The organism is Asticcacaulis sp. P4_H10 (assembly GCF_056400965.1).
On the sequence record NZ_JBFUKH010000006.1, the window covers coordinates 73484 to 96575 of the forward strand.

Annotated in this window: 25 protein-coding genes; 11 read left to right on the forward strand and 14 right to left on the reverse strand. The window is 61.5% G+C overall.

Translation table 11 applies throughout. The features are described from left to right. Positions 1 to 20: 20 nt before the first annotated feature. From AC1DON_RS12070 to AC1DON_RS12080, 3 genes are all read right to left on the reverse strand, one after another. Complete coding sequence (locus AC1DON_RS12070; protein WP_476935048.1) at positions 21 to 656, reverse strand: DsbA family protein; 636 nt, start codon at positions 654 to 656, stop codon at positions 21 to 23. A gap of 8 nt (positions 657 to 664) precedes the next feature. After that, positions 665 to 1318 (reverse strand): thioredoxin domain-containing protein, encoded by a 654-nt coding sequence (locus AC1DON_RS12075; RefSeq protein ID WP_476935049.1) that lies wholly within the window; start codon positions 1316 to 1318, stop codon positions 665 to 667. A 71-nt stretch (positions 1319 to 1389) separates the two neighbouring features. After that, entirely contained in the window at positions 1390 to 1962 is a 573-nt protein-coding gene (locus tag AC1DON_RS12080; RefSeq protein WP_476935050.1) for a DUF721 domain-containing protein, read from the reverse strand. Here AC1DON_RS12080 and mutY point away from each other — a divergent pair. Both mutY and AC1DON_RS12090 read left to right on the forward strand, forming a co-directional pair. Then, a complete protein-coding gene (mutY, locus tag AC1DON_RS12085; RefSeq protein ID WP_476935051.1) occupies positions 1961 to 3031 on the forward strand; it encodes an A/G-specific adenine glycosylase in 1071 nt (356 codons plus the stop codon). The genes AC1DON_RS12080 and mutY overlap by 2 nt on opposite strands. Positions 3032 to 3158: 127 nt before the next feature. Beyond that, positions 3159 to 3686: a hypothetical protein gene (locus tag AC1DON_RS12090; protein WP_476935052.1), complete on the forward strand. Its 528-nt coding sequence runs from the start codon at positions 3159 to 3161 to the stop codon at positions 3684 to 3686. Here AC1DON_RS12090 and AC1DON_RS12095 read toward each other — a convergent pair. The 6 genes from AC1DON_RS12095 to ygfZ all read right to left on the reverse strand — a co-directional run bounded on the left by AC1DON_RS12095 (position 3683) and on the right by ygfZ (position 8813). Beyond that, complete coding sequence (locus AC1DON_RS12095) at positions 3683 to 4810, reverse strand: DNA methyltransferase (protein ID WP_476935053.1); 1128 nt, start codon at positions 4808 to 4810, stop codon at positions 3683 to 3685. The genes AC1DON_RS12090 and AC1DON_RS12095 overlap by 4 nt on opposite strands. Positions 4811 to 5006: 196 nt before the next feature. Further along, positions 5007 to 5603, reverse strand: coding sequence for a ribonuclease HII (locus tag AC1DON_RS12100; RefSeq protein ID WP_476935054.1), 597 nt, complete (start codon positions 5601 to 5603; stop codon positions 5007 to 5009). Positions 5604 to 5705: 102 nt separating this feature from the next. After that, positions 5706 to 6422 carry a DUF805 domain-containing protein gene (locus AC1DON_RS12105; RefSeq protein WP_476935055.1) on the reverse strand — a complete coding sequence of 239 codons (717 nt, stop codon included), beginning with the start codon at positions 6420 to 6422 and terminating at the stop codon, positions 5706 to 5708. Positions 6423 to 6590: 168 nt separating this feature from the next. After that, on the reverse strand, positions 6591 to 7181 hold the full coding sequence (locus AC1DON_RS12110; RefSeq protein WP_476935056.1) for a DUF805 domain-containing protein: 591 nt from the start codon (positions 7179 to 7181) through the stop codon (positions 6591 to 6593). 28 nt (positions 7182 to 7209) lie between these two features. Continuing rightward, positions 7210 to 7764 carry a DUF805 domain-containing protein gene (locus AC1DON_RS12115; RefSeq protein ID WP_476935057.1) on the reverse strand — a complete coding sequence of 185 codons (555 nt, stop codon included), beginning with the start codon at positions 7762 to 7764 and terminating at the stop codon, positions 7210 to 7212. Between the two features lie 212 nt (positions 7765 to 7976). Continuing rightward, a complete protein-coding gene (gene ygfZ, locus AC1DON_RS12120; RefSeq protein WP_476935058.1) occupies positions 7977 to 8813 on the reverse strand; it encodes a CAF17-like 4Fe-4S cluster assembly/insertion protein YgfZ in 837 nt (278 codons plus the stop codon). 73 nt (positions 8814 to 8886) lie between these two features. Between ygfZ and AC1DON_RS12125 the strand changes: the two genes are divergently transcribed. Both AC1DON_RS12125 and AC1DON_RS12130 read left to right on the forward strand, forming a co-directional pair. Next, the gene (locus AC1DON_RS12125) at positions 8887 to 9888 is read left to right on the forward strand and encodes a glycosyltransferase family 9 protein (protein ID WP_476935059.1); all 1002 of its coding nucleotides are present in this window, start codon (positions 8887 to 8889) and stop codon (positions 9886 to 9888) included. 74 nt (positions 9889 to 9962) lie between these two features. Further along, entirely contained in the window at positions 9963 to 11291 is a 1329-nt protein-coding gene (locus tag AC1DON_RS12130) for a dihydroorotase (RefSeq protein ID WP_476935060.1), read from the forward strand. Here AC1DON_RS12130 and AC1DON_RS12135 read toward each other — a convergent pair. Together AC1DON_RS12135 and AC1DON_RS12140 are read right to left on the reverse strand one after the other, a co-directional pair. Then, positions 11286 to 12098: a hypothetical protein gene (locus tag AC1DON_RS12135; RefSeq protein ID WP_476935061.1), complete on the reverse strand. Its 813-nt coding sequence runs from the start codon at positions 12096 to 12098 to the stop codon at positions 11286 to 11288. The two genes, AC1DON_RS12130 and AC1DON_RS12135, sit on opposite strands and share 6 nt — an antisense overlap. Before the next feature lie 68 nt (positions 12099 to 12166). Continuing rightward, a complete protein-coding gene (locus AC1DON_RS12140; protein ID WP_476935062.1) occupies positions 12167 to 13642 on the reverse strand; it encodes a hypothetical protein in 1476 nt (491 codons plus the stop codon). A 241-nt stretch (positions 13643 to 13883) separates the two neighbouring features. Here AC1DON_RS12140 and AC1DON_RS12145 point away from each other — a divergent pair, with 241 nt between their 5' ends. From AC1DON_RS12145 to AC1DON_RS12160, 4 genes are all read left to right on the forward strand, one after another. Further along, the gene (locus AC1DON_RS12145) at positions 13884 to 14633 is read left to right on the forward strand and encodes an enoyl-CoA hydratase (protein ID WP_476935063.1); all 750 of its coding nucleotides are present in this window, start codon (positions 13884 to 13886) and stop codon (positions 14631 to 14633) included. Between the two features lie 78 nt (positions 14634 to 14711). Continuing rightward, entirely contained in the window at positions 14712 to 15242 is a 531-nt protein-coding gene (locus tag AC1DON_RS12150; protein ID WP_476935064.1) for a GNAT family N-acetyltransferase, read from the forward strand. A 31-nt stretch (positions 15243 to 15273) separates the two neighbouring features. Further along, positions 15274 to 16497, forward strand: coding sequence for a CCA tRNA nucleotidyltransferase (locus AC1DON_RS12155; protein ID WP_476935065.1), 1224 nt, complete (start codon positions 15274 to 15276; stop codon positions 16495 to 16497). Positions 16498 to 16526: 29 nt separating this feature from the next. After that, the gene (locus tag AC1DON_RS12160) at positions 16527 to 17252 is read left to right on the forward strand and encodes a type 1 glutamine amidotransferase (protein WP_476935066.1); all 726 of its coding nucleotides are present in this window, start codon (positions 16527 to 16529) and stop codon (positions 17250 to 17252) included. On the opposite strand, the gene hemF is transcribed toward AC1DON_RS12160, so the two are convergent. Further along, on the reverse strand, positions 17253 to 18131 hold the full coding sequence (hemF, locus tag AC1DON_RS12165) for an oxygen-dependent coproporphyrinogen oxidase (protein ID WP_476935067.1): 879 nt from the start codon (positions 18129 to 18131) through the stop codon (positions 17253 to 17255). 17 nt (positions 18132 to 18148) lie between these two features. After that, positions 18149 to 18610: a tRNA (cytidine(34)-2'-O)-methyltransferase gene (locus AC1DON_RS12170; protein WP_476935068.1), complete on the reverse strand. Its 462-nt coding sequence runs from the start codon at positions 18608 to 18610 to the stop codon at positions 18149 to 18151. A gap of 365 nt (positions 18611 to 18975) precedes the next feature. On the opposite strand from AC1DON_RS12170, the gene petA reads away from it, so the two are divergent. The 3 genes from petA to AC1DON_RS12185 are packed head-to-tail and all read left to right on the forward strand — an operon-like array spanning position 18976 to position 21691. Next, the gene (gene petA / locus AC1DON_RS12175; protein ID WP_476935069.1) at positions 18976 to 19518 is read left to right on the forward strand and encodes a ubiquinol-cytochrome c reductase iron-sulfur subunit; all 543 of its coding nucleotides are present in this window, start codon (positions 18976 to 18978) and stop codon (positions 19516 to 19518) included. A gap of 11 nt (positions 19519 to 19529) precedes the next feature. After that, entirely contained in the window at positions 19530 to 20819 is a 1290-nt protein-coding gene (locus AC1DON_RS12180) for a cytochrome b (protein WP_476935070.1), read from the forward strand. 5 nt (positions 20820 to 20824) lie between these two features. Continuing rightward, complete coding sequence (locus AC1DON_RS12185) at positions 20825 to 21691, forward strand: cytochrome c1 (protein ID WP_476935071.1); 867 nt, start codon at positions 20825 to 20827, stop codon at positions 21689 to 21691. A gap of 250 nt (positions 21692 to 21941) precedes the next feature. Here the strand turns inward: AC1DON_RS12185 and ychF are convergent, their stop codons facing one another. After that, positions 21942 to 23054: a redox-regulated ATPase YchF gene (ychF, locus tag AC1DON_RS12190; RefSeq protein ID WP_476935072.1), complete on the reverse strand. Its 1113-nt coding sequence runs from the start codon at positions 23052 to 23054 to the stop codon at positions 21942 to 21944. Between the last annotated feature and the right edge of the window lie 38 nt (positions 23055 to 23092).

The window sequence follows — 23092 nt, forward strand, 5'->3', positions numbered from 1 at the left end:
CAAGCCCCCGCACGTCGGTCCTACTTTCCGGCCAGAAGAGGTGCCAGGGCGCGATCGAAATCAGCGATATCGCCCGACGTCCGGTGCAATTGCTTGCCATTGATGAAGAAGGTCGGCGTGCCAGTGATCTTGTCCTGCTCGCGGAACTTTTCGACATTGGCCTGAAGCGTGGCCAGGCTTTCCGGATCGGTGACGCACTTGGCGAACTGGTCGGCATTCAGGCCGCCGACGTCCTTGGCGATGCGTTGCAGCACCGGACGGGCATTGTCGGTCGATCCACCGGCGAACATTTCCGGCTGGGCGCGCATGATGGCGTCGACGACCTTGAAATACTTGTCCTTGCCGGCGCAGCGCGCCGTCAGGGTGCCGGCGGCGGAGACGTCCTGCGGCGGGGTGAGGAATTCGCGGTAGACAATGCGCACCTTGCCCGTCGCGACGTATTTCGACATCAACTGCGGCATGACGTCCTTGTGGAACTCGGCGCAATGGGCGCAGGTCACCGACGCGTATTCGATGATGGTCACCGGCGCCTTGGCTTCGCCAAGCGTCATTTCCTCGCCGATGGCAGCGGCGGACGGCCCCTTGGAGCAGCTGGCGAAGGTGAGGGCGGCAGCGGCGAGGCTGCCGAGCATGAGAGCGCGCAGAGCGGTTTTCATAGTGATCCTTACTTCTTCAGCAGCGGCTGGAGGACAGCGTCGAAATCGGAGATATCGCCCTTGACCAGGGTCATCTTCTTGCCATTGACGAAGAAGGTCGGGGTCCCTGAGATGTCATGCTCGCGGCCATAGGTCTCGTTCAGTTCGTTCTGCTTTTCCAGCGACTTTTTGTCGGTGATGCAGGTGTTGAACTGCTCTTCGCTGAGGCCGGCGGACTGGGCGATGCTGATCAGGACCGGGCGGGCATTGACATACTGCTCGGGCGCGCCGCCTTCGTCCATGCGGCGCTGGGCGCGCATGATCGCGTCGATGACCTTGAACTGCTTGTCCTTGGTCACGCACTTGGCCAGCATGTGGCCGGCGGCGGCGACCTGGGGGTTACCGGTCAGCATCGGACGGTAGACCAGCTTGACCTTGCCCGTTTCGACATACTTGGCCTTAAACTCAGGCATGACGTTCTGGTTGACGACGGCGCAGATCGGGCAGGCCACCGAAGCATATTCCACGACGGTCACGGGGGCGTCGGCATTCCCGAGCACCATGTCGTCCGAGGTGACCGTGTCGGTCGAGCCGCCGCTTTTGCCACAGCTTGCGACCAGCAGGGCGACGCCTGCAAAGGCGCCGAGGGCAATTGCGCGCGCAGAATGATTGGAAAGAAGCATCGGTTTCCCCGTGACGGTTTGATTGCTTTTGGGAACAGGAGGTGACCCTGTTTGTCAACTGTGTTTTTGCCTTATTTGTGGCCAGACCCTTGTGCGCCGCGCATCAGTATCGCGCGCCCCAGCCTGAGCAGGTCGTTGCGTAGCTTGTCATCCGACACATCCGCGACCATATCGCGCAGGCGCACCTCCTCAGAGGCATTGAGCGGACGCGGCCGTGGTTTTGGTGCCGTTCGCTTGGTTTCCGTCAGCGGTCCCTGGACGATTCTCAGGCGATCAATGAGGCGACCGCCGAGATAAAGGTTGACGCGATCGATCAGGGTTGGCGCCTGGTGCTGGATGAGCGGTGCGAAAGAACCCGACACGCGGACCTCGAGTGTACCTGCCTTGGGGTTCGCGGCGGTCGATTTGACCTTGATGATCTTGACCGGTTCACAGATCCGGGCCAGTTGCTCTCCGGCGATTTCCGGCCAGCGCGCGCGCAGCTTGGTTGAGCCGTCGTCGCTGGCCGCGAATTTCGCTTCCAGGCTTTTCAGCAAGGGCTGAACCTGCTTCTTTACGGTCGGCGGTGCCTTGGGGGCGCGGCGCGTATGTGTGGTGCGCAGGATGCGTACCGCTTCTTCGACAGTGGGCAGGGACCGTTTCATGGCGGCGAGTATAGTGAAGGAAGTCGTTTTGGAAAAGGACAAGGCGCAGGTTTTGCGCCTTAGACAACAACTTCTCGATTGGTATGACAGCCACGGCCGCGACCTTGTGTGGCGGCGTGGGGCGCGAGACCCGTACCGCGTCTGGTTGTCCGAAGTCATGTTGCAGCAGACGACGACGCCACACGCCACACCCTATTACGAGCGTTTCCTGAGTTTATGGCCGACCGTGGCCGATCTGGCCGCCGCGCCGGACGAGCAGGTCATGGCCGAGTGGGCGGGCCTCGGCTACTATTCGCGTGCGCGCAACCTGATCAAATGCGCCCGCGCCGTGGTGACGGAGCACGGTGGGCGGTTTCCCAGTTCCGAAGTTGAATTGCTCAAGCTGCCGGGATTCGGGCCCTATACGGCGGCGGCAGTGGCGGCGATCGCGTTTGATGAACCCGCAAATGTCATTGACGGCAATATCGAACGGATCATAACGCGGCTCTATGCCATCGAGATGCCCTTGCCGGAAGGCCGCCCGCAGGTTCGCCAAGCCGCGGCGCAATGGGTGACGGATGCGCGGCCAGGCGATTGGCCGCAGGCCCTGATGGATCTGGCCCAGGCGATCTGCCGGCCGAAGTCACCGACATGCATGCTGTGTCCGTTGCGCGAGGGCTGTACGGCGTTTCAGCAGGGCCGGCAGGAAGTGTTCCCAGTCAAGCACGCCAAGGCGGCCAAGCCACGGCGTCAGGGAGATCTCTATCTGATCGTCAACCGCGACACAGTCCTTGTCGAGCGTCGGGCCGACAAGGGCCTGCTTGGGGGAATGCTGGGCTTTCCGCACAGTCCGTGGCGCGAAGGAGAGGCGTCGGCTGAACCGCCTATGCCGGGACCGTTTGTGCGCAAGGGCAGCTTCGACCATGTCTTCACGCATTTCGCCCTGACGCAGACCGTCCTCGTGCGTCAGGTCGATACTGTTGAGGCGTCTCAAATGCTCAGGCAACGCAATGATTGGCAGTTCATTCCGCTCACGCAGGGGCGCCAGTTGCCGACCGTTTTCCGCAAGGCGCTGGCCTTCCTCAACTGATTCGCGGATTGTAAAATCCTTGTAAAATCTTAATGCTGTCCTGATCTTTAGCGAAATAAACCCTATTGGACAGCTCACCGTGGCGGCCTAGGCTGATCTCCCGAATCTGTGAAAACAGGAGGCCGAGATGTGTTTGGCCAAGACCCTTTCTGCCGTTGCTGCCCTGGCCCTCTCGGTGCCGGGTATCGCGGTTGCCCAGGATGCACCTGCATCCGTTGAAGGCCTGCAGCCCATGCCGCAACCCTTCACCTTTGCCTTGCCGTCAATACCGGAGCCCGTAAAGTTTGCTGTGCCAGAGGCGCCAATCGCCGATACAATCGAGTTGTCGGATGTCCAGGTCATCGAAGGCCCGGCGCAATCGCAGTATCAGCCGGAAAACAGCAATCTCGACCTGCTGGATCAGGGCAAGAGCTTCGACATCACCTGCGTGATTGGCAAGAATGGCGGAATGACTGACTGCGAAGCCGCCCCGAACGATATTCGCGACCCGAACTTTGTCGAGATTGCGCTCAACAATGTCAGCCAGACCGTTGTCGGCCCAGTGGCTGATGATGGTCAGCCGACCGAGGGCCGCGTGCTGCTGGTGACAGCGCACTTCGAACGGGCCGACAAGCAGCCCGCTTCAAGCGATCTCGCTATGAATGGCTCGGATTAATTCATATCCGCGCGGATACGCGAGCGCAGGTCGTCGATAGGCTTGAGGCCGGCATCAGTTTTGAAGCGCCAGTAGGTCCAGCCGTTACACGCCGGGCTCTGTTCCATCATCGCGCCCATCTTGTGAATCGAACCCGACAACTGGCCGTGGACCAGCGAGCCATCAGCGCGGATCCGCGCCGTGCGGTCGCCCTTCGGCGTATAAAGCATATCGCCCGGTTGCAGCAGACCGGCTTCGACCAGGGCGCCGAAAGGTATGCGCGGTTCGGCCTTCTTTGAGCCCATGATCTTGAGATCCTCGGCGGTCGCCGGCTGAACCTTGGCGATGCGCTCACGAGCGTGCATGGCGTAACGGATGTCGCGTTCGATGCCGATATAGTGACGGCCGAGGCGCTTGGCGGCAGCCCCGGTGGTGCCGGTGCCGAAGAAGGGGTCGAGTATGACGTGACCGGGCTTCGAGCAGGCCAGCAGGACGCGATAGAGCAGGGCTTCCGGCTTTTGCGTCGGATGTGCCTTGTCGCCGTTTTCATCCTTCAGGCGCTCGTCGCCGGTGCACAGCGGAATGGTCCAGTCCGAACGCATCTGCGTGTCTTCGTTGAAAGCCTTCAGGGCGTCGTAATTGAAAGTGTAGCGCTTCTGGCCCTTGCCTTTTGTGGCCCAGATCAGGGTCTCGTGCGCATTGGTGAAGCGCGTGCCCTTGAAGTTCGGCATCGGGTTCGACTTGCGCCAGATGACGTCGTTCATCACCCAGAAGCCGAGGTCCTGGAGCGACACGCCCAGGCGGAAAACGTTGTGGTACGAGCCAATGACCCACATGGCGCCGTCATCTTTCAGGACGCGGCGGCATTCGCGCATCCAGTCGCGCGTGAAAGCGTCATAGGCTTCGAAGCTGGCGAACTGGTCCCATTCGTCGTCGACGGCGTCGACCTTGGAATTGTCGGGACGCAGCAGGTCCCCGCCCAGTTGCAGGTTGTAGGGCGGGTCGGCGAAGATCAGGTCCACACTGGCGTCGGGCAGGGTCTTCAGCACCTCGACGCACTCGCCGACATGGATGGTGTCGAACTTGAGAGGTGAAGAGAGGGCAGGAATGGCTGCGGGCGCGAGGGCGGCTTTGAGCTTCGGCATATGACGGTCTTTCGTCTGTCCGGGCGGGCGTTTTGCCGCGCGGGGGCAAGGCTTTGAAGCCGACGACTAGACTCCGTTACCGCTTAACGAAAGGTTAAGCTTGACTCGTCGCGAATCGATCGATTCGCTTTTGTTGTGGGTGAGTCTTTTCGGACTCACTTTTGGATTCGTTTTGTTCCGCAATAGGGCCAGTTGATCAGGCGACGACCAGGTCGCGGATGGTCGCCCAACTGCGGCGGTGGACCGGCGACGCGCCGTGCAGGCGCAGGGCCTCGAGATGCGCTTCGGCCTGATAGCCCTTGTGCTTCTTGAAGCCATAGACGGGATAAACGCCGTCCAGTTCGATCATGATGCGGTCGCGGGCGGTCTTGGCAAGGATGGAGGCCGCCGCGATCGACAATGAGCGCGCGTCGCCACCGACCAGGGCCGTCGACGGAATAGCCAGTTTCGGGCAGCGGTTGCCGTCGATCAGGGCGTGGTGAGCGGCCGGGGCCAGGCTTTCGACTGCACGCGCCATGCCGGCCATGGTCGCCGCCAGGATGTTCATTGTATCGATTTCCTCGACCGTCACCGTCACCACGGACCAGGCGATGGCTGCCGCCTTGATTTCGGGTTCCAGTGCGAAGCGTCGCGCCTCGGTCAGGGCCTTGGAATCGTCGATGCCGGCCGGCAGGCGTGCCGGGTCGAGGATGACGGCGGCGACACACAGGGGCCCGGCGCACGGGCCGCGCCCGGCTTCGTCGACACCGCAGACCAGACCGTCAAAAAACGCTTCGTGGGAGTAATCAACCATGCGTCAGCCTTAGCCGATTCAACACGGCAAGGCCAGACGGTCAGAGCGATATGCCAAAAAGTGTGTAGTGGTTTTTGGCTGAATATCGCGACAAAACAGAACCTAGCGCCGCTTGCCGAAGGTCGGCGTGGTGCGTGCCTGAGCCGTCGATATGGGGGGCGGCGGTGCGGCAGCGACCGTTGTGGTCGGCAGGGGCGAGGTAAAATCGAACACCGGCTTGTAGTCCGGGTCACGCTCGCGCTTGCCGGTCTTGGCCTCAGCTATGGCCGCATCGATGCGCTCGTCGTCGAAGACGCTGATATCCGCCGTACTGCCGCCCTTGGGATCGGGGCCGAAACGGTTGGAACCCTCCGTGCCCGGGGTGACGTGGAAGATAAAGGTGACGACGCAGGCGAGAAAGGTCGGCAGGACGACCCAGGCCATAAAGCTGCCGACGGCGCTTACGGAACCACGCATCATGTCCGCCGGGCTAAGCTGCGAGGAGGGCATGCCGCTCAGGGATTCGGCCATGGCCATTCCCTGGGTAAATACAAAGATCAGGAGGGTGACGGCAAACACCGCGGAGGGAAGCAGAAGCCACCAGCCGGTGCGATTGATGTCGTGAAGACGGCGCACGCTGACTGCGTAGGTCGGAACGAGCATGGCCAGCGAAAAGATAATCGACAGGATATTCAGGGGTGAGCCCTTGCCGCTGAGTGTCGCGACGAAACTCAGAACAAAGCCGACAAGGAACTGAAACAGGATAAATTGCCAGTATTCCGCCCGACGGGCGCGGCCCTTGAAATCGGCATACTTACGCAACGGCTGGAGCATCAACATACGGGTGTCCTTCTGCGTGGAGCAGTGACACCCTGGCACAAAGGTCTGAATTTACCGCAAACGGGTTCGGTTAACGCAACGTCAGGTGGTGGGCTGGGCGCGCCTGGAGCGATATGGCGAAAAGTGTGAAGCGGTTTTCGCCTTAAATATCGCGCCAAGTCAAATGATCTAGAAGACGGCGGTATTGCCGCGTCCCTTGGGGTCAGGGCCGAATCGATTGGGCCCCGCCGTCCCGTCCGTCGCGTAGAAGACGAGCATGACGATCTGCGAGATCAGGAGCGGAAGCACGATGCACAGGGCCAGGGATCCGAACATCTTCATGGCGAACTCCATTCCTTGCGCCTCCGTCATGGTGCTGCCGCCGTTGCCGGCGCTGATCGCCTGGAACAGGCTGGTGCCAAAGACGATGAAGAACAGGATGAAGCCCACGATCATTACGACGACCGGCATGATGAGCCACCAGCCCGACCGGTTGATATCATGCAGCCGGCGCACACCGACGGCCAGGGACGGCACGAGAAGGGCCAGGTTGATAAGCTGGACGATCGGCATCGCCGTGAAGTAGCGCTGCATGAACTGTTCGGGATGATTTTCCATCAGGGGGATCGCGCTGCCCAGCGCGATTATCGTCGCGGTCCCCAGCACCATGCCAACCAGGATGCGGAACAGCACCCAGAGCCAGAATTCACTGCGCCGCGAGCGGCCATTGAAATCGGCGTATTTCACCAGCGGTTGAAACATCAGTGGTACATTGGTCATGGCGTCCCCCTTGGACAGGTCTGGTGGTTTAGAAAACGTTGGTGTCGGCCTGCGCGCCCTTGGGATCCGGGCCGAAGCGGTTCTTGCCGCGCGTGCCGTCCGTGACGTGGAACACGAAGGTCACGAGGCTTGCCAGCCACCACGGCAGGCCAATCCACAGGAACATTGGCGCCAGACCGGTAAACATGTCCATGATGGCCTGTTCGTCCTCAGCCTTTACAGCCTCCATGTCGAGGCTCTTCAGAGTCTCGCCCAGGGCCGCGCCGTTGGTGAACAGATAGACGATCAGGGCGACGATAAGGACGGCCAGCGGGAAAACCAGCCACCAGCCGGTGCGGTTGATGTCGTGGAAACGGCGAACGCTGACGGCAATGGTGGGCAGAAGCATGGCTAGCGAGAACAGGTTGCTGACGGCCTCCATCGGTCCCTTCAGGCCCGCGATAGCCCCAATGATCGCCAGCGCGAAACCGATAAGGAGCTGGAAGAGGAAGAAGAGCCAGTACTCGCTGCGGCGGGCGCGGCCATCAAGTTGCACGAATTTCGTCAGCGGCTGAAACATCAGCGGCGTAGCGTTCTTGGCCATTCTTCTCTCCCGTATGCCAGGGAGATAATGCCAGACGTCCCCCGAGCCTTTCGAGAGGGTATGCCGTTTTCACGCGTTCGGCAACCTCGGCGTGCTGTAAACGCTCGACGGTGGAATAAAAAGCTAAACAGTCGATACCGTACGTGACTGCATTGTTATTTCAATTGTTAACCATATGAATTAACGATGAAATTGAGCGTAAAACGTACGTATTACGCTGCGTTCGGGGCGTGTGATACGTGTGTCAGCCATGGCGCGATATTCAGCTTCAGGCTGCCAGCCTCCGTCGTCAGGTCGTCATCGATACGGTCGAGGCGCATAAGGCCCAGGCCAAAGGCACCGGCCTGGCCCAGGGTTTCTCCGGCGCGCAACTCGCCCTTCAGCACCTCGGCGCCAGCTGGATGGGGTAGCGAGGACACATAGCCCAGTATGCGGTTCTTGATCTGCCCGCGCCGCTTCATACGCGACGTCAGTTCCTGACCCACATAGCAGCCCTTATGAAAATCGATCGCGTCGAGCACGTCCAGATTGGCGTCGATGGCGTAAAGCTCGTCCTTGCCGAAGTCATAGCCCGGATCGCTGAGACAGCGCGCCATGCGGAATTCGGTCCAGGCCGAAGCGTCAACAGTGGCGTGGTGTTCCCCATAGGCAAAGCCAAACTCGGACCCGATGATCTTGCTCCGGGCATCAGGCGAAAATCCTTCGGGCAGGTCGCCGCCGAACGCTACGTAGACCGGGCGTTCCAGCGGTTCGATCGTCACCTTGGCGCGCAGCTTGTACATGTTGAGCTTGGCCAGCAGTTCGTCGCGCGCCGACAAGGGCACGTCTAGCCAGACCTCTTCCGGCCCCACGGCCTTGTGGATGCAGTCGGCATACATCTTTCCCTGCGGGCGCAGGAAGGCGCCGTAGTGAAGGATCTGTTGCCCCGACGAGGCGGAGCTGACGATTCGATCGATATGCGCCGTGCACAGGCCTTTGAGAAAACCGGCCCAGTCGGGACCGGTCAGGCGCACCAGGGCGCGGTGGGGCAGTTCGGCGATAGCTGTCATGTGATGGTGCTTTTATGGCGCATATATAGCAGACGCTTGCGATTTAACGCCGATACCTTAATGAGTAGGGTGAATGAAAACGGCATTTCCGATCCTTCTCCTGGCGATTGCAGAGCCTGCCAAAGTGCTGGCGCTGAGCGGCGTGGTGCGTCGCCTGCACCGGGAAATCCCGAATGCCCGCATCACCCTGGTTACGACCCGGCTGTCGGCGGAACTGTTCCAAGATGATGACCTGATCGATGAGTTGCAAGCGATCGACGGGGCGATTTTTCAGCTCAAGACATTGGGGGTGCTGACCGACCTCAGCCGCCGGTCTTGGGGTTTGTGCGTCGACATTGGCCCGACGATGATTTCCCGGCTGATCCCGGCCAAGACACGCTTCACGCTGAACCCAAACGATCCGGCGGGGCCATTGACCCAGATTTGTCGCGCACTTCGGCTGGATGAGGCCGAGGTGGCGCCACACCTGCGTGTGTCTCCAGCGCGCCAGGCCGGCGTGCGGACCTTCCTCGACAGTGGACGCGGCATCGCCCCGCTGATCGTCATGGCCCCCGGTGCTGGCTGGCTGGGACGCCGGTGGCCGACCGAAAGGTTCGCCGTTCTGGCGACTCGGCTGATGCGCAATGATGGCCCTTTTGCCAATCACAGCCTGCTTATCCTCGGCTCTCAGGACGATTATGAGACGGCCGTGGCCCTGCGCATGGCCACGCCGCGCGCCCGCGTGCTGGAACTGACCGGCAAGTTGGACCTGCTCAGCGCCTATGCCGCGCTCAGGCACGGTTCTGTTTTCGTCGGCAATGACGAGATCTGGCTGCATCTGGCGGCGGCGTCAGGCATTGAAACTTTCGCGCTGTTGGGGCCATCGGACGATGCGGTGGCGCCGATCGGCGAAAATGTCCACATCATTCGTGGGCCGCGCAGTTTTGCGACCATTCAGGCCGCTGACCCAAAGTTGAAGCTGGATATCTGTCATATGCTCGATTTATCGATCGACAGGGTTTATGAGGGCATCGTCCGGGTGATGGAATCAACAGGCCGCGCGCGTAAAGCGCAGACCGAAGCCGTCGCCGAATAGCTTTTTTACCTTTGACGCGCTTCTAGTCCAAAAACGCATGACACTTTTGGAAAGCGCTTGCCTTGGAGGGCGCCATGCCCCGTACTTTCGACCTGATCATCCGCAATGCCGACATCATCAACCACGCCGGTCGCGGCCGTGGCGACATCGGTATTTCCGGCGGCAAGTTCACGGCCTTCGGCGACCTGTCCCAGGACGGCGCCGCGGAAATCTTCGACGCCACCGGCCTCCTGGCCATGCCAGGTGTCATTGATACCCAGGTCCACTTCCGCGAGCCAGGCCTGGAGTGGAAGGAAGATTTGGAGACCGGTAGCCAGGCGGCTGTGCTGGGCGGCGTTGTCGCCGTGTTCGAAATGCCGAACACCAATCCCACCACCACCGATGCCGACGCCTTTGCTGACAAGCTGAAGCGTGCCCACCACCGCATGCATTGCGACCACGCCTTCTATGTCGGTGGCACGCACGAAAATATCCACATGCTGGCTGAACTCGAGCGCATCAAGGGTTGCTGCGGCGTCAAGGTGTTCATGGGCGCTTCGACCGGCACGCTTCTGATTGCCGACGATGCTGGCGTTGCGGCCGTGCTTGGCGCCGTCAATCGCCGCGCCACCTTCCACTCGGAAGACGAATACCGCCTGGCTGAGCGCCGCCCGCTGGCGCGAGAAGGCGACTGGACCAGCCATGACTTCGTCCGCGATGCCCAGTCCGCCATCCAGTCGACCCAGCGCCTGGTCCGCCTGGCGCGCGAGGCCGGCAAGCGCATTCACGTCCTGCATGTCACGACGCGCGAGGAGATCGAGTTCCTGGCCGGGCACAAGGATATCGCCACGGTCGAGCTTACGCCGCAGCACCTGACCCTGGTCGCGCCTGAGGCCTATGAACGTCTTAAGGGGCTGGCGCAGATGAACCCGCCGATTCGTGACCAGTACCATGTCGATGGCCTGTGGCGCGGCATTTCGGGCGGTATCGCCGACGTGCTGGGCTCGGACCACGCACCGCATACCCTGGAAGAAAAGGCCAAGCCCTATCCGCAGTCGCCGTCGGGCATGCCGGGCGTGCAGACTTTGCTGCCGGTCATGCTCAACCATGTCGCCAATGGCCGCCTGAGCCTGGAGCGGCTCGTGGACCTGACCTCCGGTGGCGCGCAGCGAGTCTTCGGCGTTGCCGGCAAGGGGCGGATGGCAGAAGGCTATGATGGTGACGTCACCCTGGTCGATTTGAAAGCCAAGCGTGTTCTGCAGCACAAGGACATGCGCTCGCGTTGCGGCTGGACGCCCTTCGACGGCATGGAAGTCACCGGCTGGCCCAAGGCGACCATCATCCGCGGCACGGTCGTCATGCGCGACGACGAGATCATCCGGCCGTCGCTGGGCGAGGCCTGCCGCTTCATGGAATCGCTATAGCCCAAAACGCGCCTTGAGCGTAGGCGCCGGCGGCTTTGGCGGGCAGGCGGCGATGACCGCCTGACGACGGCTGGCGTCCTTCGCGGTATCGATGGCGCGCGACACAAAGAGGTTCGGTGACAGGGCCTGCTCGATTGGCCCGGCCCACGCCGTGGTATCGAGCGCCAGCCCGGGCAGGCAATGGATCGGGCCGGGGCGCGCCGCGACCGCGAACAGATCGACCAGGTTTGCAGAACGGCCGGGGCGTCGTTGCAGCAGCCAGGCCTTGCCGCCGTGCACGGTGATTTCGGCATTGACGGGCAGGAAGACGCGGCCGTCACCCAAGGGATGGCCCTCGCTGAATACGGCGCCCTTGGCGTCTTCGATGGTGTAGGCGGTGACATAGGTGCGGCGGGCGCCGTCCATCAGGCCGATCCGCAGGCCGTCGAGATGGCCCGCAGCCATCGTCTGATGCGCGGCGCTGGCGTTAAGCAGGATCGCGCGGCCGGGCGCGACCGTCCGCCACAAACCTTCGCTGTAGTCGGATCCCGTGGCTTCGCTGACCGCCAGAAGCGGCAGGGTGCGGATGGACGCCTTGGCCATGGGCTGCCAACGCCCATCCTTGAACGTCAGGCAGTCCAACCTGGCACAGTCTCCAGGGCGGACCTGCAGACTGACCGTATCGCCATCGGCGAACAGCAGGGCGGTGCCGGACGGCGGAGGCGGAACTGCCTGCGCCGCCGTGTCTGCAGGTTTCGGCGTCACAAGGTCACAGCCGCCCAGCGTCACCATCATAGCCGCCACGCAGGCCGTACGAAATCGGACCATGGTCTTAACTTCCCAAGAAAAAGGCCCGCAAGCTGTGCCTGCGGGCCTTAAACGTTACCTTAGACAGATTAGTCGTTGGCCAGGTAGGTGCCGTTGCCGGCGATGGTGCATTGCTGCGGCTCTTTGTGTGCCTTTGCAATGTGGCAGGGGGTGGCAACCGAAATGCTGTTGCGATCCTTTTCGACCACGATGATATAGCCGCGTTTGTTGACGCAGGCGATTTCCGCGATCAGGCCGCCTTCGACGCCGGCGGATTCGCCGAGATACTTGACGTCCTTGATGTCGCAGCCCTTTTTCGGCTCAGCGATCTTGATGAGCTTGTCGAGCTGGGCCTTCAGCATATCGTCGGTCGTCAGCGAGCAGGTGCGGTTGCGCATCTTGACCAGGTAGCAGTCGGTGACGGACACGCCGGCAGTGCTGCCCGACTGAGGCACAAAGCCGATGAGGCCCCAGGGCTGTTCCGGGCACTTGAATTCGACATAGTCGCGCTTGGTCGTTTCCTGCGAGCCGATCACGTTGAAGTCGGATACGGTGCAGGTGTAGCCGGCCTTCTTCAGGATGGAGCTATAGTCGCCGCTGGCGCCAGCCGCGGCATCTTCAGCCTTGGTCAGCTTGCAGCCTCCCAGGGACGCCGATGCGCTGCAGGTGACGAGCCGGTCGAAGCTGTTGTCGCTAAGCTTGGCGCGGACGATGAAACCTGGCTGGTTGGAGCAGCCGAATTCATAGTAGACGCCATTGCCTTCGGTCGTAACGCCGACGAAGCGGACGTCCGAGACCTGGCACTTGCTATCGGCCGTGGCGGCCAGCGGCTTCAAGGAGTCGACGATCTGTGCGTGGGTGCTGAGGGTACAGGTGACGTTGGTGCCTTCCTGGCCAATGCAGGTCCGGAAGCCGACCGGGGCATCGGAGGTCAGTTGCGGGTAGTCGATGAAACCGCCAACCTTGTTGCTGCAGCCGATTTCATAACGGTCGAAGAACGGGGCCTCCGTGCTCGAACCGACCAAACGGACCCCGCCGATTTCGCAGCCTGGCAGGTAGGGTTGGATGACCGGCTTCAGCCACTTGTAGTGCGGCTGGTTCTCCGGCAGTTCACAGCCGATGTTCTTGGGGTCTTTTTGCTGTTGCAGCCACGCCCGGGTGCAGGTGAAGGGAATGTAGACTTCGGTCGGCGACGCCGCAATGACGATGAAGCCCGGACCCGTCTTACAGGCGATTTCGTACAGGGTCGTCTTGACCTTGGACTTGTCAGCCTTTTCGTAGTCGTGCGCTCCGCGCGGATAGGCATTGACCGGCTCACAGGCGATCTTGGCAGTGGCAATAATGGTCGGGGCGTCGGCCATGGCCTTGGCTTGAACCGCCGGATCGATCTTCAGAGGCTCGCCGGGCTTGGTGTCGCCGGCCTTGGCCTTGGGCTGAGAGTTCGGCCGGGCTTCGTCGGAATTTTGAGCGTAGGACGCTGTGGCGCCAAGGCCCGCCGTAGCGGCGATGACACCCAGGCTCAAGGCCAGAATGCGCAGCTTGGCGGCGAATTTTGCGATGTTCATGAGGCGACTTTCATAAAGTTGCGCGAAACCTGTATGTCCCGCCGCGTTCGGGTACGGGCGGTTATTATTGTAAACATCCCATATCTACAGGATGTGGCAAGCACAAGGCAAGATGTCACGGGTTGGGACGTGACTGGGTTGACCTAGCGGCATGCCGTTAGGTCTGGGTTGCTGCGCACGTCAATTTAGGCTAGCCCTCAAGGATTTAGGCTAGCCCTCAAGGATAAAGCAGGAGCGAGACATGGGCGATATCATCAGCACGGTGGATGAAGGCATTATGCGCCTGCGGCTGAACCGGCCGGCCAAGAAGAACGCCATTACGCGCGCCATGTACGAAGACCTGACGGTGGCACTGGATCAGGCAAGTGCCGATGGCGACGTTCGCGCGGTCGTCATCACGGCGGAAGGCAGCGATTTCTGCGCCGGCAATGACATTATGGATTTCGCACAAGGCATAGGCGACTTCCAGTCCGTGCCTCTGGATGACCTGCCGGTTTTTCGGTTTTTGCGCGCGCTGACCTTTTTCGACAAGCCGCTGATTGCCGGCGTACAGGGGCAGGCGGTCGGGATAGGCGTGACCCTGCTGCTGCATTGTGATCTGGCCGTTGCCGCCGATGGCGTGCGGCTCAGTCTGCCGTTCCTTAAGCTCGGCCTGGTGCCGGAGGCCGGTTCGACCCTGCTGCTGCCGCAACGTATCGGCCATGCCCGGGCATTTGCCTGGATGGCTTTGGGCGAGGCCATGGGCGGTGATGAGGCGCATCGGTTGGGGCTCGTGAATGCGGTGGTCGATGCCAGCGTGCTCTCGCAGACCGCCGATGAGCTGGCGGCAAAACTCGTTCGCCTGTCGCCGTCGTCGCTGTCGCACACCAAACGCCTGATGCGCGACCCCGAAGCGCTGTGGCAGGTCGTCAGGGCCGAGGGCGAGATTTTCCGCGAGCAGTTGCAGAGCCCGGAAGCGGCGGCCGCCTTCATGGCCTTTCTTAACCGCTAACATTCGGCGATCGGATGTGATTTGACGCTGGGGACAATTGCGCCTATCTGCGCGTCCTCTTTGGTAAGGCGTACGGATATGCCCTTGGACAGCGTCAGCGCGCACGACCTGTATGTGGTAGGTTTAGAACCGGCAGGTCTGGATGATCAGATCCTGGCCTTGACGGACCGTGCCTTCGGGCCGGGCCGCTACGTCAAGACCGCCGAACGCCTGCGGGAGGGCTGCAAGCCGCTCGACACTATGAGCTTTGTCGCGCTCAAGGGCGAGCAGGTCATCGCATCGGTACGACTTTGGTCGATCGTCTTGCGCGACGAAGAGGCTGAGCAATCCGAAACGATCGCTTTCCTGGGGCCCATCGTTGTCGACAGCGCTTTTCGCAGCGGCGGCTTGGGCAAGCGGCTGATCAGCCTATCGCTCGACGCGGCCAGGGCGGCCGGTCTGCCCGCCGTATTGCTGATTGGCGACGCGGACTATTTCGCGCCGCTGGGTTTTGAGCGCGCCAAAGGGATCTTTATGCCCGGCCCTGTCGATCCACGCCGCGTGCTGATCCACTACACGACGGCGGGCGATGCCCTGACCGGACAGGTTTTGCGCGCCGACGCCGTTTGATCTTGCGCGCCTGAGCGCCTAGTTTGCCGTCATGACTCGTATCTCTCTTACCGGCGCCATGCAGGCGCCCGCCACCCATGCCGTTTTCGAAGCTCTGGAAGCCAAAGGCGGGAAGGGCTGCGTTCGCTTTGTCGGCGGTTGCGTGCGTAACTCGCTTATGGGCCGGCCCATCACCGACCTCGACCTGTCGACGCAACTGCTGCCCGATGAAACCGAAGCCGCGCTGGAAGCTGCCGCCATCCGCAGCGTGCCGACGGGTAAGGCTTTCGGCACCATAACGGCCATCGTCGATGGCGAGCCGTATGAAATCACCTCCCTGCGCGAAGACGTCGAAACCGACGGGCGCCGGGCGACGGTCAAGTACACGACCGACTGGGGCAAGGACGCGGAGCGTCGCGATTTCTATCTCAACGCGCTCTACGCCGATATCGAAGGGACGATATACGATCCGACCGGTCTGGGTGTCGCGGACGCACAGGCGGGCAGAGTGCGCTTTATCGGCGAGCCCGAACAGCGTATCCGCGAGGATTATCTGCGAATATTGCGCTTCTTCCGTTTTACGGCGGGCTATGCCGTAGCGATCGATGATGTGTCGCTGGCTGCCTGTGCAGCTCTGAAAGGCGGCATAGACGGTCTCTCCGGGGAACGCATCTGGCAGGAGCTGTGCAAGACGCTGGCAGTGACCAATCCTCTGCCAGCATTCGAGGCAATGTCGCATGAAGGCGTCCTGCTGCACGTCCTGCCGGGATGGCAGCACACGGCCGGCAAGCTGCCGGAGCTGTCGGCCATGGTGACGGTATCGACCGATATCGTTCGCCGCTTCATGGCGCTGCTCGATGGGGGGCTGGGGCTTGACCTGACACATCTGACACCGCTGCGTGAACGGCTGAAATTCTCCAATGCGACCTTCGATCGGCTGTACGCCGCCGGCGTGGCAACGGCCCGCCTGGCGGATGCTGACGAAGGGCTGATCAAACGCCTGATCTATGGCATGGGCCGTGAGGCCGTCGAAGACGCCGTCTGTCTGATCGCCGCGCATCTGGGCCGGTCGCCAGACGCCATGCTGGGCCACCTGGGGCGCCTGAATGTGCCGGACTTCCCGCTGAAAGGTGCCGACCTGATCGCGCGGGGCCTGACGCCCGGGCCGGAACTGGGCCAGCGTCTTAAGCAAATCGAAACCGAATGGCTCAATCATGATTTCTCACAAAGCGTGATTGACCACGCTCTTGACGCGATTGGCAAAAAGCCGATGTAATCCGGTATTCCAGCCAAGTAGATTGTATCATGCGTAATTCGAGCTACATCGCCATTTTGGAGACCGGCGTCCCGCCGGCGGACCTCGACAAGACCTACGGCACCTATGTCGATATGTTCTCAGGAACGCTGGCCCGAGAGGGACGGACTTTTCGCGCTTTTAAGGCGCTGGAAGGCGAATTGCCTGAGTTAGATAGCGATTTGAAGGGCGTGGTGATCACCGGCTCTCCGGCCGGCGTCTACGAAGGCGATCCGTGGATTGTCAGCTTGATCGACTGGCTGAAGACGCTCAATCGCGACGTGCCGGTGGTTGGTATTTGCTTCGGTCACCAGATCATGGCCCAGGCCTGGGGCGGCCATGTCGAAAAGTCGCACAAGGGTTGGGGCGTCGGTCTGCACGAGTATGAAATCCAGGCGCACGATGTCTGGAATCAGTTGCTGGGCGCTTCTGCGGAGCACACAGCCATTCGCATCGCCGTCACCCATCAGGATCAGGTGGTGAAGACACCTGATTGCGCGATCGTCCTTGCCGGTTCAGAATTCACACCCAACGGCGCGCTCTATTATACCGACCGCAAGGCGCTGTCCTTCCAGTGCCATCCCGAGTTCTGCGAAGGCTTTGCCAGCGACCTGCTGCTCAGCCGCCGTGGCATCCGTATCGATGCCGCTCTGGTCGATCACGCCGTGGAAACGCTGAAGGGCCGGAACCATCGTTCCGACGTCCTGGGGGCTATTTCCAGATTTTTGGAATCGTAACTAGGGCCATTTGACCACGGGCGGCATGGACGACATGATCGACGGTACATAGCCGCCGGTCTTGAGGCCAAAAATTGTGCCGCGATCATAGAGCAGGTTGAACTCGACATAGCGGCCGCGCTGGACCAGTTGCGCTTCGCGGTCGTCTTCGGTCCACGGTTGGTTGACCCGGCCGCGAACAATCTCCGGATAGATGTTCAGGAAGGCCTGGCCAACGGCCTGGGTGAAGGCAAAGTCGGTATCGTGGTCGCCGCTGTTCAGGTGATCGTAGAAGATGCCGCCGACGCCGCGTGGCTCCTTGCGGTGGGGCAGGAAGAAGTAGTCGTCGCACCACGCCTTGAACTTATCGTAATAGGCAGGATCGAAGCGATCGCAGGCGTCCTTGAAAGCCGCATGGAACGTCACCGCGTCCGGGGCATCTTGATGGCGGTCGGCGGCCATCAAAGGCGTCAGGTCGCCGCCGCCGCCGAACCAGCTCTGGGTCGTCGAGATGAAGCGGGTATTCATGTGCACGGCCGGCACGTGCGGATTGGTCATGTGCGCGATCAGCGAGATGCCGGTGGCGTGAAAGCGCGGATCTTCAGCGGCGCCAGGAACCGTCTTGGCGAAGTCTGGTGAGAAGGTGCCGTGGACGGTCGAGATATGGACGCCGACCTTCTCGAACAGCCGGCCCTTCATGATCGACATTTCGCCACCACCACCTTCCGGGCGGTCCCACGGCGTACGCACGAATCGGCCGGCGGTTTCGCCGTAGAGCTCGGGCGGCGCTTCGTCTTCGAGCTTTTCAAAAGCCGCGCAGATGGAATCACGCAAGGTGCGGAACCAGGTTGCGGCCTGCTGGCGCTTCGTGTCGAGATCGGAGAGGGCTGTATCGGTCATGGACTGGCTATACTGCGTCATGGCCGGACCGGAAAGCCCTCGGTTTGCCGCAGGGCTTCGCCCATGGCCATGGCCGCCGCCGTAATGACATTGATCGACCGCGCCTGTGCACTTATGGGAATGAAGAGGCGATGGTCGGCTGCCGCGTGGACCTCGTCGGGAACGCCGGCGCTTTCGCGCCCCATGAGCAGGACGTCGTCACTGGCGAACGCGAAGCCGGTATAGGGGGCGGCGGCGCGCGTCGTGAACAGAATCAGTCGCGCCGTGGAGGGCAGGGAGGCACGGAATGCTTCCCAACCCGAGTGGTGCGACACTTTAGCGCACGATCCATAGTCCATGGCGGCGCGCTTTATCGCCTTGTCGCTCAACGGAAAACCGCAGGGCTCGATCACGTCCAGTTCGACCTCGAGCGCCGCGCACAGACGGATGGCCGCGCCCAAATTCTGGGGAATATCGGGTTGAAAGAGCGCAAGACGCATGAAAACCACACTTGAGACGAGGATTTTATCGCACGGCGTTCGCGTACGCTACACACGGCCTTTAGCACAGCCGGGGGCCATCGCCGCAATTCGATGCGAAAAATGGCAAAAGGCGGTTTGTATCTATGACGCAATTGTGGTTATAGACGGATTTGCTGCCTCAGGGCGGTGTCCTTTTCCGTTTCCGGGTGCGCCGTTCGGCTGCTGTCGGAGAGGTTAAGGGAGCATTTGAGCTTTTTTAAAATTCGTCTATGTAGCTTCGGCATCCGGAGCGGCAGCGACTCGCGGAATCGGCGCTTCTGGAGAGCTTCCTTTATGGGAGGTCGTCTTCATGGGGCGTTTTGGTATTGAATGAGGTGGCAAAGGTGAGCGAGGCATCGCACAATTCCGTCACGACCGGGGAAGACCCCAGCCGTCGTGACTTTATCTACATCGCGGCCGGCGCCGGCGCCGCGGGGGCAGCGGCCATGGCCGCCATCCCGCTGATCGGCCAGATGAATCCGGCTGCCGACACCCTGGCTTTGGCCTCCATTGAATACGACCTGTCCAAGGTTACCGAAGGCATGCAGGCCGTCGTCAAGTGGCGCGGCAAGCCTTTGTTCGTCCGACACCGCACGCCGGCCGAGATCAAGGCTGCGCAGAGCGCCGACGTCAAAGGCATGCGCGATCCGCAGACCGACGCCGAGCGCGTCAAGGCCGGCAAGGAACAGTACCTCGTCGTCATCGGCGTCTGCACCCACCTGGGCTGCGTGCCGAACTTCGGCGGCGGTGAGTACAATGGCTGGTTCTGCCCGTGCCACGGTTCGGACTACGATACGTCGGGCCGGATCCGCGGTGGCCCCGCACCGAAAAACCTCGAGGTACCCGTGTACGAGTTCCTCAGCGACGCCAAGATCAAGGTCGGTTAAGGGAGAGCCACATGAGTGACCATCAATCGACCTACCAGCCCAAGACGGGCATCGAAAAGTGGCTGGACTCGCGTCTGCCCATCGTCCGTCTGGCCTATGACAGCTTTGTCGACTATCCGACGCCGAAAAACCTGAACTACTGGTGGACCTTCGGCGCCATCCTGTCGCTGTGCCTGGGTATCCAGATCATCACCGGCGTCGTCTTGGCCATGCACTACATCGCCAGTACCGACCACGCCTTCAACTCGATCGAGCGCATCATGCGCGACGTGAACTATGGCTGGCTTATCCGCTATATTCACTCGAACGGCGCGTCGATGTTCTTCTTCGCCGTCTATATCCACATGTTCCGTGGTCTCTACTACGGATCGTACAAGGCGCCGCGCGAAGTCCTGTGGCTCCTGGGCTGCATCATCTACTTCCTGATGATCGCCACCGCCTTCATGGGCTACGTTCTGCCGTGGGGCCAGATGTCCTACTACGGCGCCGTCGTCATCACCAACCTGATCGGCGCGATCCCCGTGGTCGGCCCTTCGATCCTGGTCTGGCTGCAGGGCGGCTTCTCGGTCGACCAGCCGACGCTGAACCGCTTCTTCTCGCTGCACTACCTGTTGCCGTTCGTCATTGCCGGCGTCACCGTCCTGCACATCTGGGCGCTGCACGTCACCGGCCAGAACAACCCGACCGGCGTCGAGATTAAGTCCAAGGAAGACACGGTTCCGTTCACGCCGTTCGCCACGATCAAGGACGCCATGGGCATCATCCTGTTCCTGATCATGTTCTCGGTCTTCGTCTTCTTCTTCCCGGAAGCCCTGGGCCACGCAGACAACTACGTGCCGGCCAACCCGCTGCAGACTCCGGCGCATATCGTGCCCGAATGGTACATGCTGCCGTTCTACGCCATCCTGCGCGCCATTCCGGACAAGCTGCTGGGCGTCATCGCCATGTTCGCAGCCATCGCCGTCATCTTCGCCCTGCCGTGGCTGGATACCTCCAAGGTCCGCTCCATGCGTTACCGCCCGGTGATGCGCTGGTTCTTCGTCCTGTTCGTCATCACCTGTGTGGCGCTGGGCTGGTGTGGTGGCCAACTGCCGACCGACCTGGTCATCTCCTTCGGCGCCGACAAGGCCGGTACGCCGATCGGCCTGACCGTGACGACCCTGTCGCAGTTCCTGACCGCCTACTACTTCGCCTTCTTCCTGATCATCATGCCGTGGATCGGCCTGAAGGAAGAGCCTCTGCCGCTGCCGGCTTCGATCTCCGAAGCCGTCCTGGCCGCCCACAACAAGAAAAAGGGCTAAGTCATATGTCTTCGTTTTTGACAAACAGCCTGAAACTTCTGTCCGGAGCGATCGTTGCGGTCGCTCTGGTGGCCGGCGCACCGGCTCTGGCCTCGGGTGGTCACGGCCGCCCGCTCGCCGATCCGGGCTTCTCGTTCGAAGGTCCGTTCGGCACCTTCGACCAGGGCGCGCTGCAACGCGGTTACAAGGTCTATCGCGAAGTCTGTTCGGCCTGCCACAGCATGAAGCTGGTGTCGTTCCGTAACCTCGGTCAAAAGGGCGGCCCCTTCTACGATCCGAAGTACAAGAACCCGAACGACAACCCCGTCGTGAAGCAGATCGCTTCGGAATTCGAAACGGCTGAAATCGATCCGGATACCGGCGACGACGTGATGCGCAAGTCGACGCCGTCGGACCGTTTCCCTTCGCCGTTCAAGAACGACGAAGCGGCCAAGGCCTCCAACGGCGGCGCTATTCCGCCGGACTTCTCGGTCATCAACAAGGGCCGCAATGGCGGTGCGCAGTACGTTTATTCGATCCTGATCGGCTTTGAACCCAAGCCCGTCGGCCTCGAAATCCCGGACACGCAGCACTACAATGCCTATGTCCGCGGTAACCTGGCGACGCAATGGAAGGGCGACCACCACCACGTTCCGGCCGGTGGCGTTCTAGCCATGGCCCCGCCGCTCAGCGACGGTCGCGTGACCTTCGACGACGGCACGCCTTCGACGCTGAAGCAGCAGGCCAAGGACGTCGCGACCTTCCTGGAGTGGGCGGGCGACCCCCATGCCGTGGCGCGCAAGCAGACCGGCTTTGCCGTGATCCTGTTCCTGATCTTGCTGGGTGGTATCGTCTATCTGGCGTATCGCCAAACCTGGAAAGGCCACCACTAATTGGTGGCCACGCTCCGGTGGTCTGCAAATGGCCATCTGTCTGCGAGCCGGTGCTCACGTACTCAAGTACGCTCCGCTCCGGTTCTCGACAGCTAGCCATTTTCGACTCACCAGGCCGCGGCCACGCCGCGCTGAAACAATAAGAAAGCCCGCCGGATCGTTCCGGCGGGCTTCTTTGTTGGTTTGGAGCCTGAGACGGCAGGGTTACTGACGTAGCGAGTCCGGGTGCAGGGGCTGTGCGCCTGCTGCCTTACACGTTGAAGCGGAAGTTCAGGATGTCGCCGTCCTTGACGGTGTATTCCTTGCCTTCCTGGCGGAACTTGCCGTTTTCCTTGCAGCCGGCTTCACCGTTAAACTTGACGAAGTCGTCATAGGCCATGGTCTCGGCGCGGATGAAGCCCTTCTCGAAGTCCGTGTGAATGACGCCGGCCGCCTGAGGCGCTGTGTCACCGACGTGGATCGTCCAGGCGCGTGCTTCCTTGGGGCCTACGGTGAAGTACGAAGCCAGGCCCAGCAGTTTGTAAGCTTCGCGGATAAGGCGGTTCAGGCCGGGTTCTTCGAGACCCAGCGTCTCCAGGAACTCCTTGCGCTCTTCCGGATCGAGCAGGGCGATTTCCGACTCGATCTGCGCCGAGATGACGACTGAGTTGGCGTGGTCGGCCTTGGCGCGCGCGGCGACCTTGTCCGACAGCTCGTTGCCCTTGTCGGCCGCGCCTTCGTCGACGTTACAGACGTAGAGGGCAGGCTTCGAAGTCAGCAGTTGCAGCATGTCCCATGCCTTGCTGTCTTCCTTGGAGACCTTGCCCTTTTCATAGGCGATGCGTGCCGGTCTGCCGTTACGCAGTTCTTCCAGAGCCGCGTTGATCAGGCCGACTGTAATGCCAGCTTCCTTGTCGCCGCCGGTCTTGGCGCGCTTTTCGAGCTGCGGCAGGCGCTTTTCCAGCGATTCTAAGTCGGCGAGCATCAGCTCGGTTTCGATGATTTCGAGATCCGAGATCGGGTCGATGCGGCCTTCGACGTGGGTGATGTCGGTGTCAACGAAGCAGCGCGCGACATAGGTGATGGCGTCGCAGTCGCGGATATTGGCCAGGAACTGGTTGCCCAGGCCCTCACCCTTGGACGCACCGCGCACCAGTCCGGCGATGTCGACGAAGTTGATCCGGGCCGGGATTATTTCCTTTGAACCGACGATCTTGGCCAGGACGTCGAGGCGCGGCTCCGGCACGGCGACGTCGCCGGTGTTCGGCTCTATGGTGCAGAACGGATAGTTGGCGGCCTGAGCGGCGGCTGTCTGTGTAAGCGCGTTGAACAGGGTGGACTTGCCGACATTGGGCAGGCCGACGATAGCGACTTTAAGGGCCATGAAAGAGCGGTCCTGAGAGGGAAAACAGTTGGCGTCTC

What these genes read in the sequence shown, in the direction of transcription:
- AC1DON_RS12115 (WP_476935057.1), bottom strand. Translation starts at nt 7,764, where the DNA reads ATGGCCAAGAACGCTACGCCGCTGATGTTTCAGCCGCTGACGAAATTC.
- AC1DON_RS12125 (WP_476935059.1), top strand. Translation starts at nt 8,887, where the DNA reads ATGAAAACGGCATTTCCGATCCTTCTCCTGGCGATTGCAGAGCCTGCC.
- AC1DON_RS12075 (WP_476935049.1), bottom strand. Translation starts at nt 1,318, where the DNA reads ATGCTTCTTTCCAATCATTCTGCGCGCGCAATTGCCCTCGGCGCCTTT.
- ychF (WP_476935072.1), bottom strand. Translation starts at nt 23,054, where the DNA reads ATGGCCCTTAAAGTCGCTATCGTCGGCCTGCCCAATGTCGGCAAGTCC.
- AC1DON_RS12170 (WP_476935068.1), bottom strand. Translation starts at nt 18,610, where the DNA reads ATGCGTCTTGCGCTCTTTCAACCCGATATTCCCCAGAATTTGGGCGCG.
- ygfZ (WP_476935058.1), bottom strand. Translation starts at nt 8,813, where the DNA reads ATGACAGCTATCGCCGAACTGCCCCACCGCGCCCTGGTGCGCCTGACC.
- AC1DON_RS12140 (WP_476935062.1), bottom strand. Translation starts at nt 13,642, where the DNA reads ATGAACATCGCAAAATTCGCCGCCAAGCTGCGCATTCTGGCCTTGAGC.
- AC1DON_RS12180 (WP_476935070.1), top strand. Translation starts at nt 19,530, where the DNA reads ATGAGTGACCATCAATCGACCTACCAGCCCAAGACGGGCATCGAAAAG.
- AC1DON_RS12150 (WP_476935064.1), top strand. Translation starts at nt 14,712, where the DNA reads ATGCCCTTGGACAGCGTCAGCGCGCACGACCTGTATGTGGTAGGTTTA.
- AC1DON_RS12135 (WP_476935061.1), bottom strand. Translation starts at nt 12,098, where the DNA reads ATGGTCCGATTTCGTACGGCCTGCGTGGCGGCTATGATGGTGACGCTG.
- AC1DON_RS12100 (WP_476935054.1), bottom strand. Translation starts at nt 5,603, where the DNA reads ATGGTTGATTACTCCCACGAAGCGTTTTTTGACGGTCTGGTCTGCGGT.
- AC1DON_RS12090 (WP_476935052.1), top strand. Translation starts at nt 3,159, where the DNA reads ATGTGTTTGGCCAAGACCCTTTCTGCCGTTGCTGCCCTGGCCCTCTCG.
- AC1DON_RS12145 (WP_476935063.1), top strand. Translation starts at nt 13,884, where the DNA reads ATGGGCGATATCATCAGCACGGTGGATGAAGGCATTATGCGCCTGCGG.
- AC1DON_RS12105 (WP_476935055.1), bottom strand. Translation starts at nt 6,422, where the DNA reads ATGTTGATGCTCCAGCCGTTGCGTAAGTATGCCGATTTCAAGGGCCGC.
- AC1DON_RS12160 (WP_476935066.1), top strand. Translation starts at nt 16,527, where the DNA reads ATGCGTAATTCGAGCTACATCGCCATTTTGGAGACCGGCGTCCCGCCG.
- AC1DON_RS12095 (WP_476935053.1), bottom strand. Translation starts at nt 4,810, where the DNA reads ATGCCGAAGCTCAAAGCCGCCCTCGCGCCCGCAGCCATTCCTGCCCTC.
- mutY (WP_476935051.1), top strand. Translation starts at nt 1,961, where the DNA reads ATGGCGGCGAGTATAGTGAAGGAAGTCGTTTTGGAAAAGGACAAGGCG.
- AC1DON_RS12070 (WP_476935048.1), bottom strand. Translation starts at nt 656, where the DNA reads ATGAAAACCGCTCTGCGCGCTCTCATGCTCGGCAGCCTCGCCGCTGCC.
- AC1DON_RS12080 (WP_476935050.1), bottom strand. Translation starts at nt 1,962, where the DNA reads ATGAAACGGTCCCTGCCCACTGTCGAAGAAGCGGTACGCATCCTGCGC.
- AC1DON_RS12185 (WP_476935071.1), top strand. Translation starts at nt 20,825, where the DNA reads ATGTCTTCGTTTTTGACAAACAGCCTGAAACTTCTGTCCGGAGCGATC.
- AC1DON_RS12155 (WP_476935065.1), top strand. Translation starts at nt 15,274, where the DNA reads ATGACTCGTATCTCTCTTACCGGCGCCATGCAGGCGCCCGCCACCCAT.
- hemF (WP_476935067.1), bottom strand. Translation starts at nt 18,131, where the DNA reads ATGACCGATACAGCCCTCTCCGATCTCGACACGAAGCGCCAGCAGGCC.
- AC1DON_RS12130 (WP_476935060.1), top strand. Translation starts at nt 9,963, where the DNA reads ATGCCCCGTACTTTCGACCTGATCATCCGCAATGCCGACATCATCAAC.
- AC1DON_RS12110 (WP_476935056.1), bottom strand. Translation starts at nt 7,181, where the DNA reads ATGACCAATGTACCACTGATGTTTCAACCGCTGGTGAAATACGCCGAT.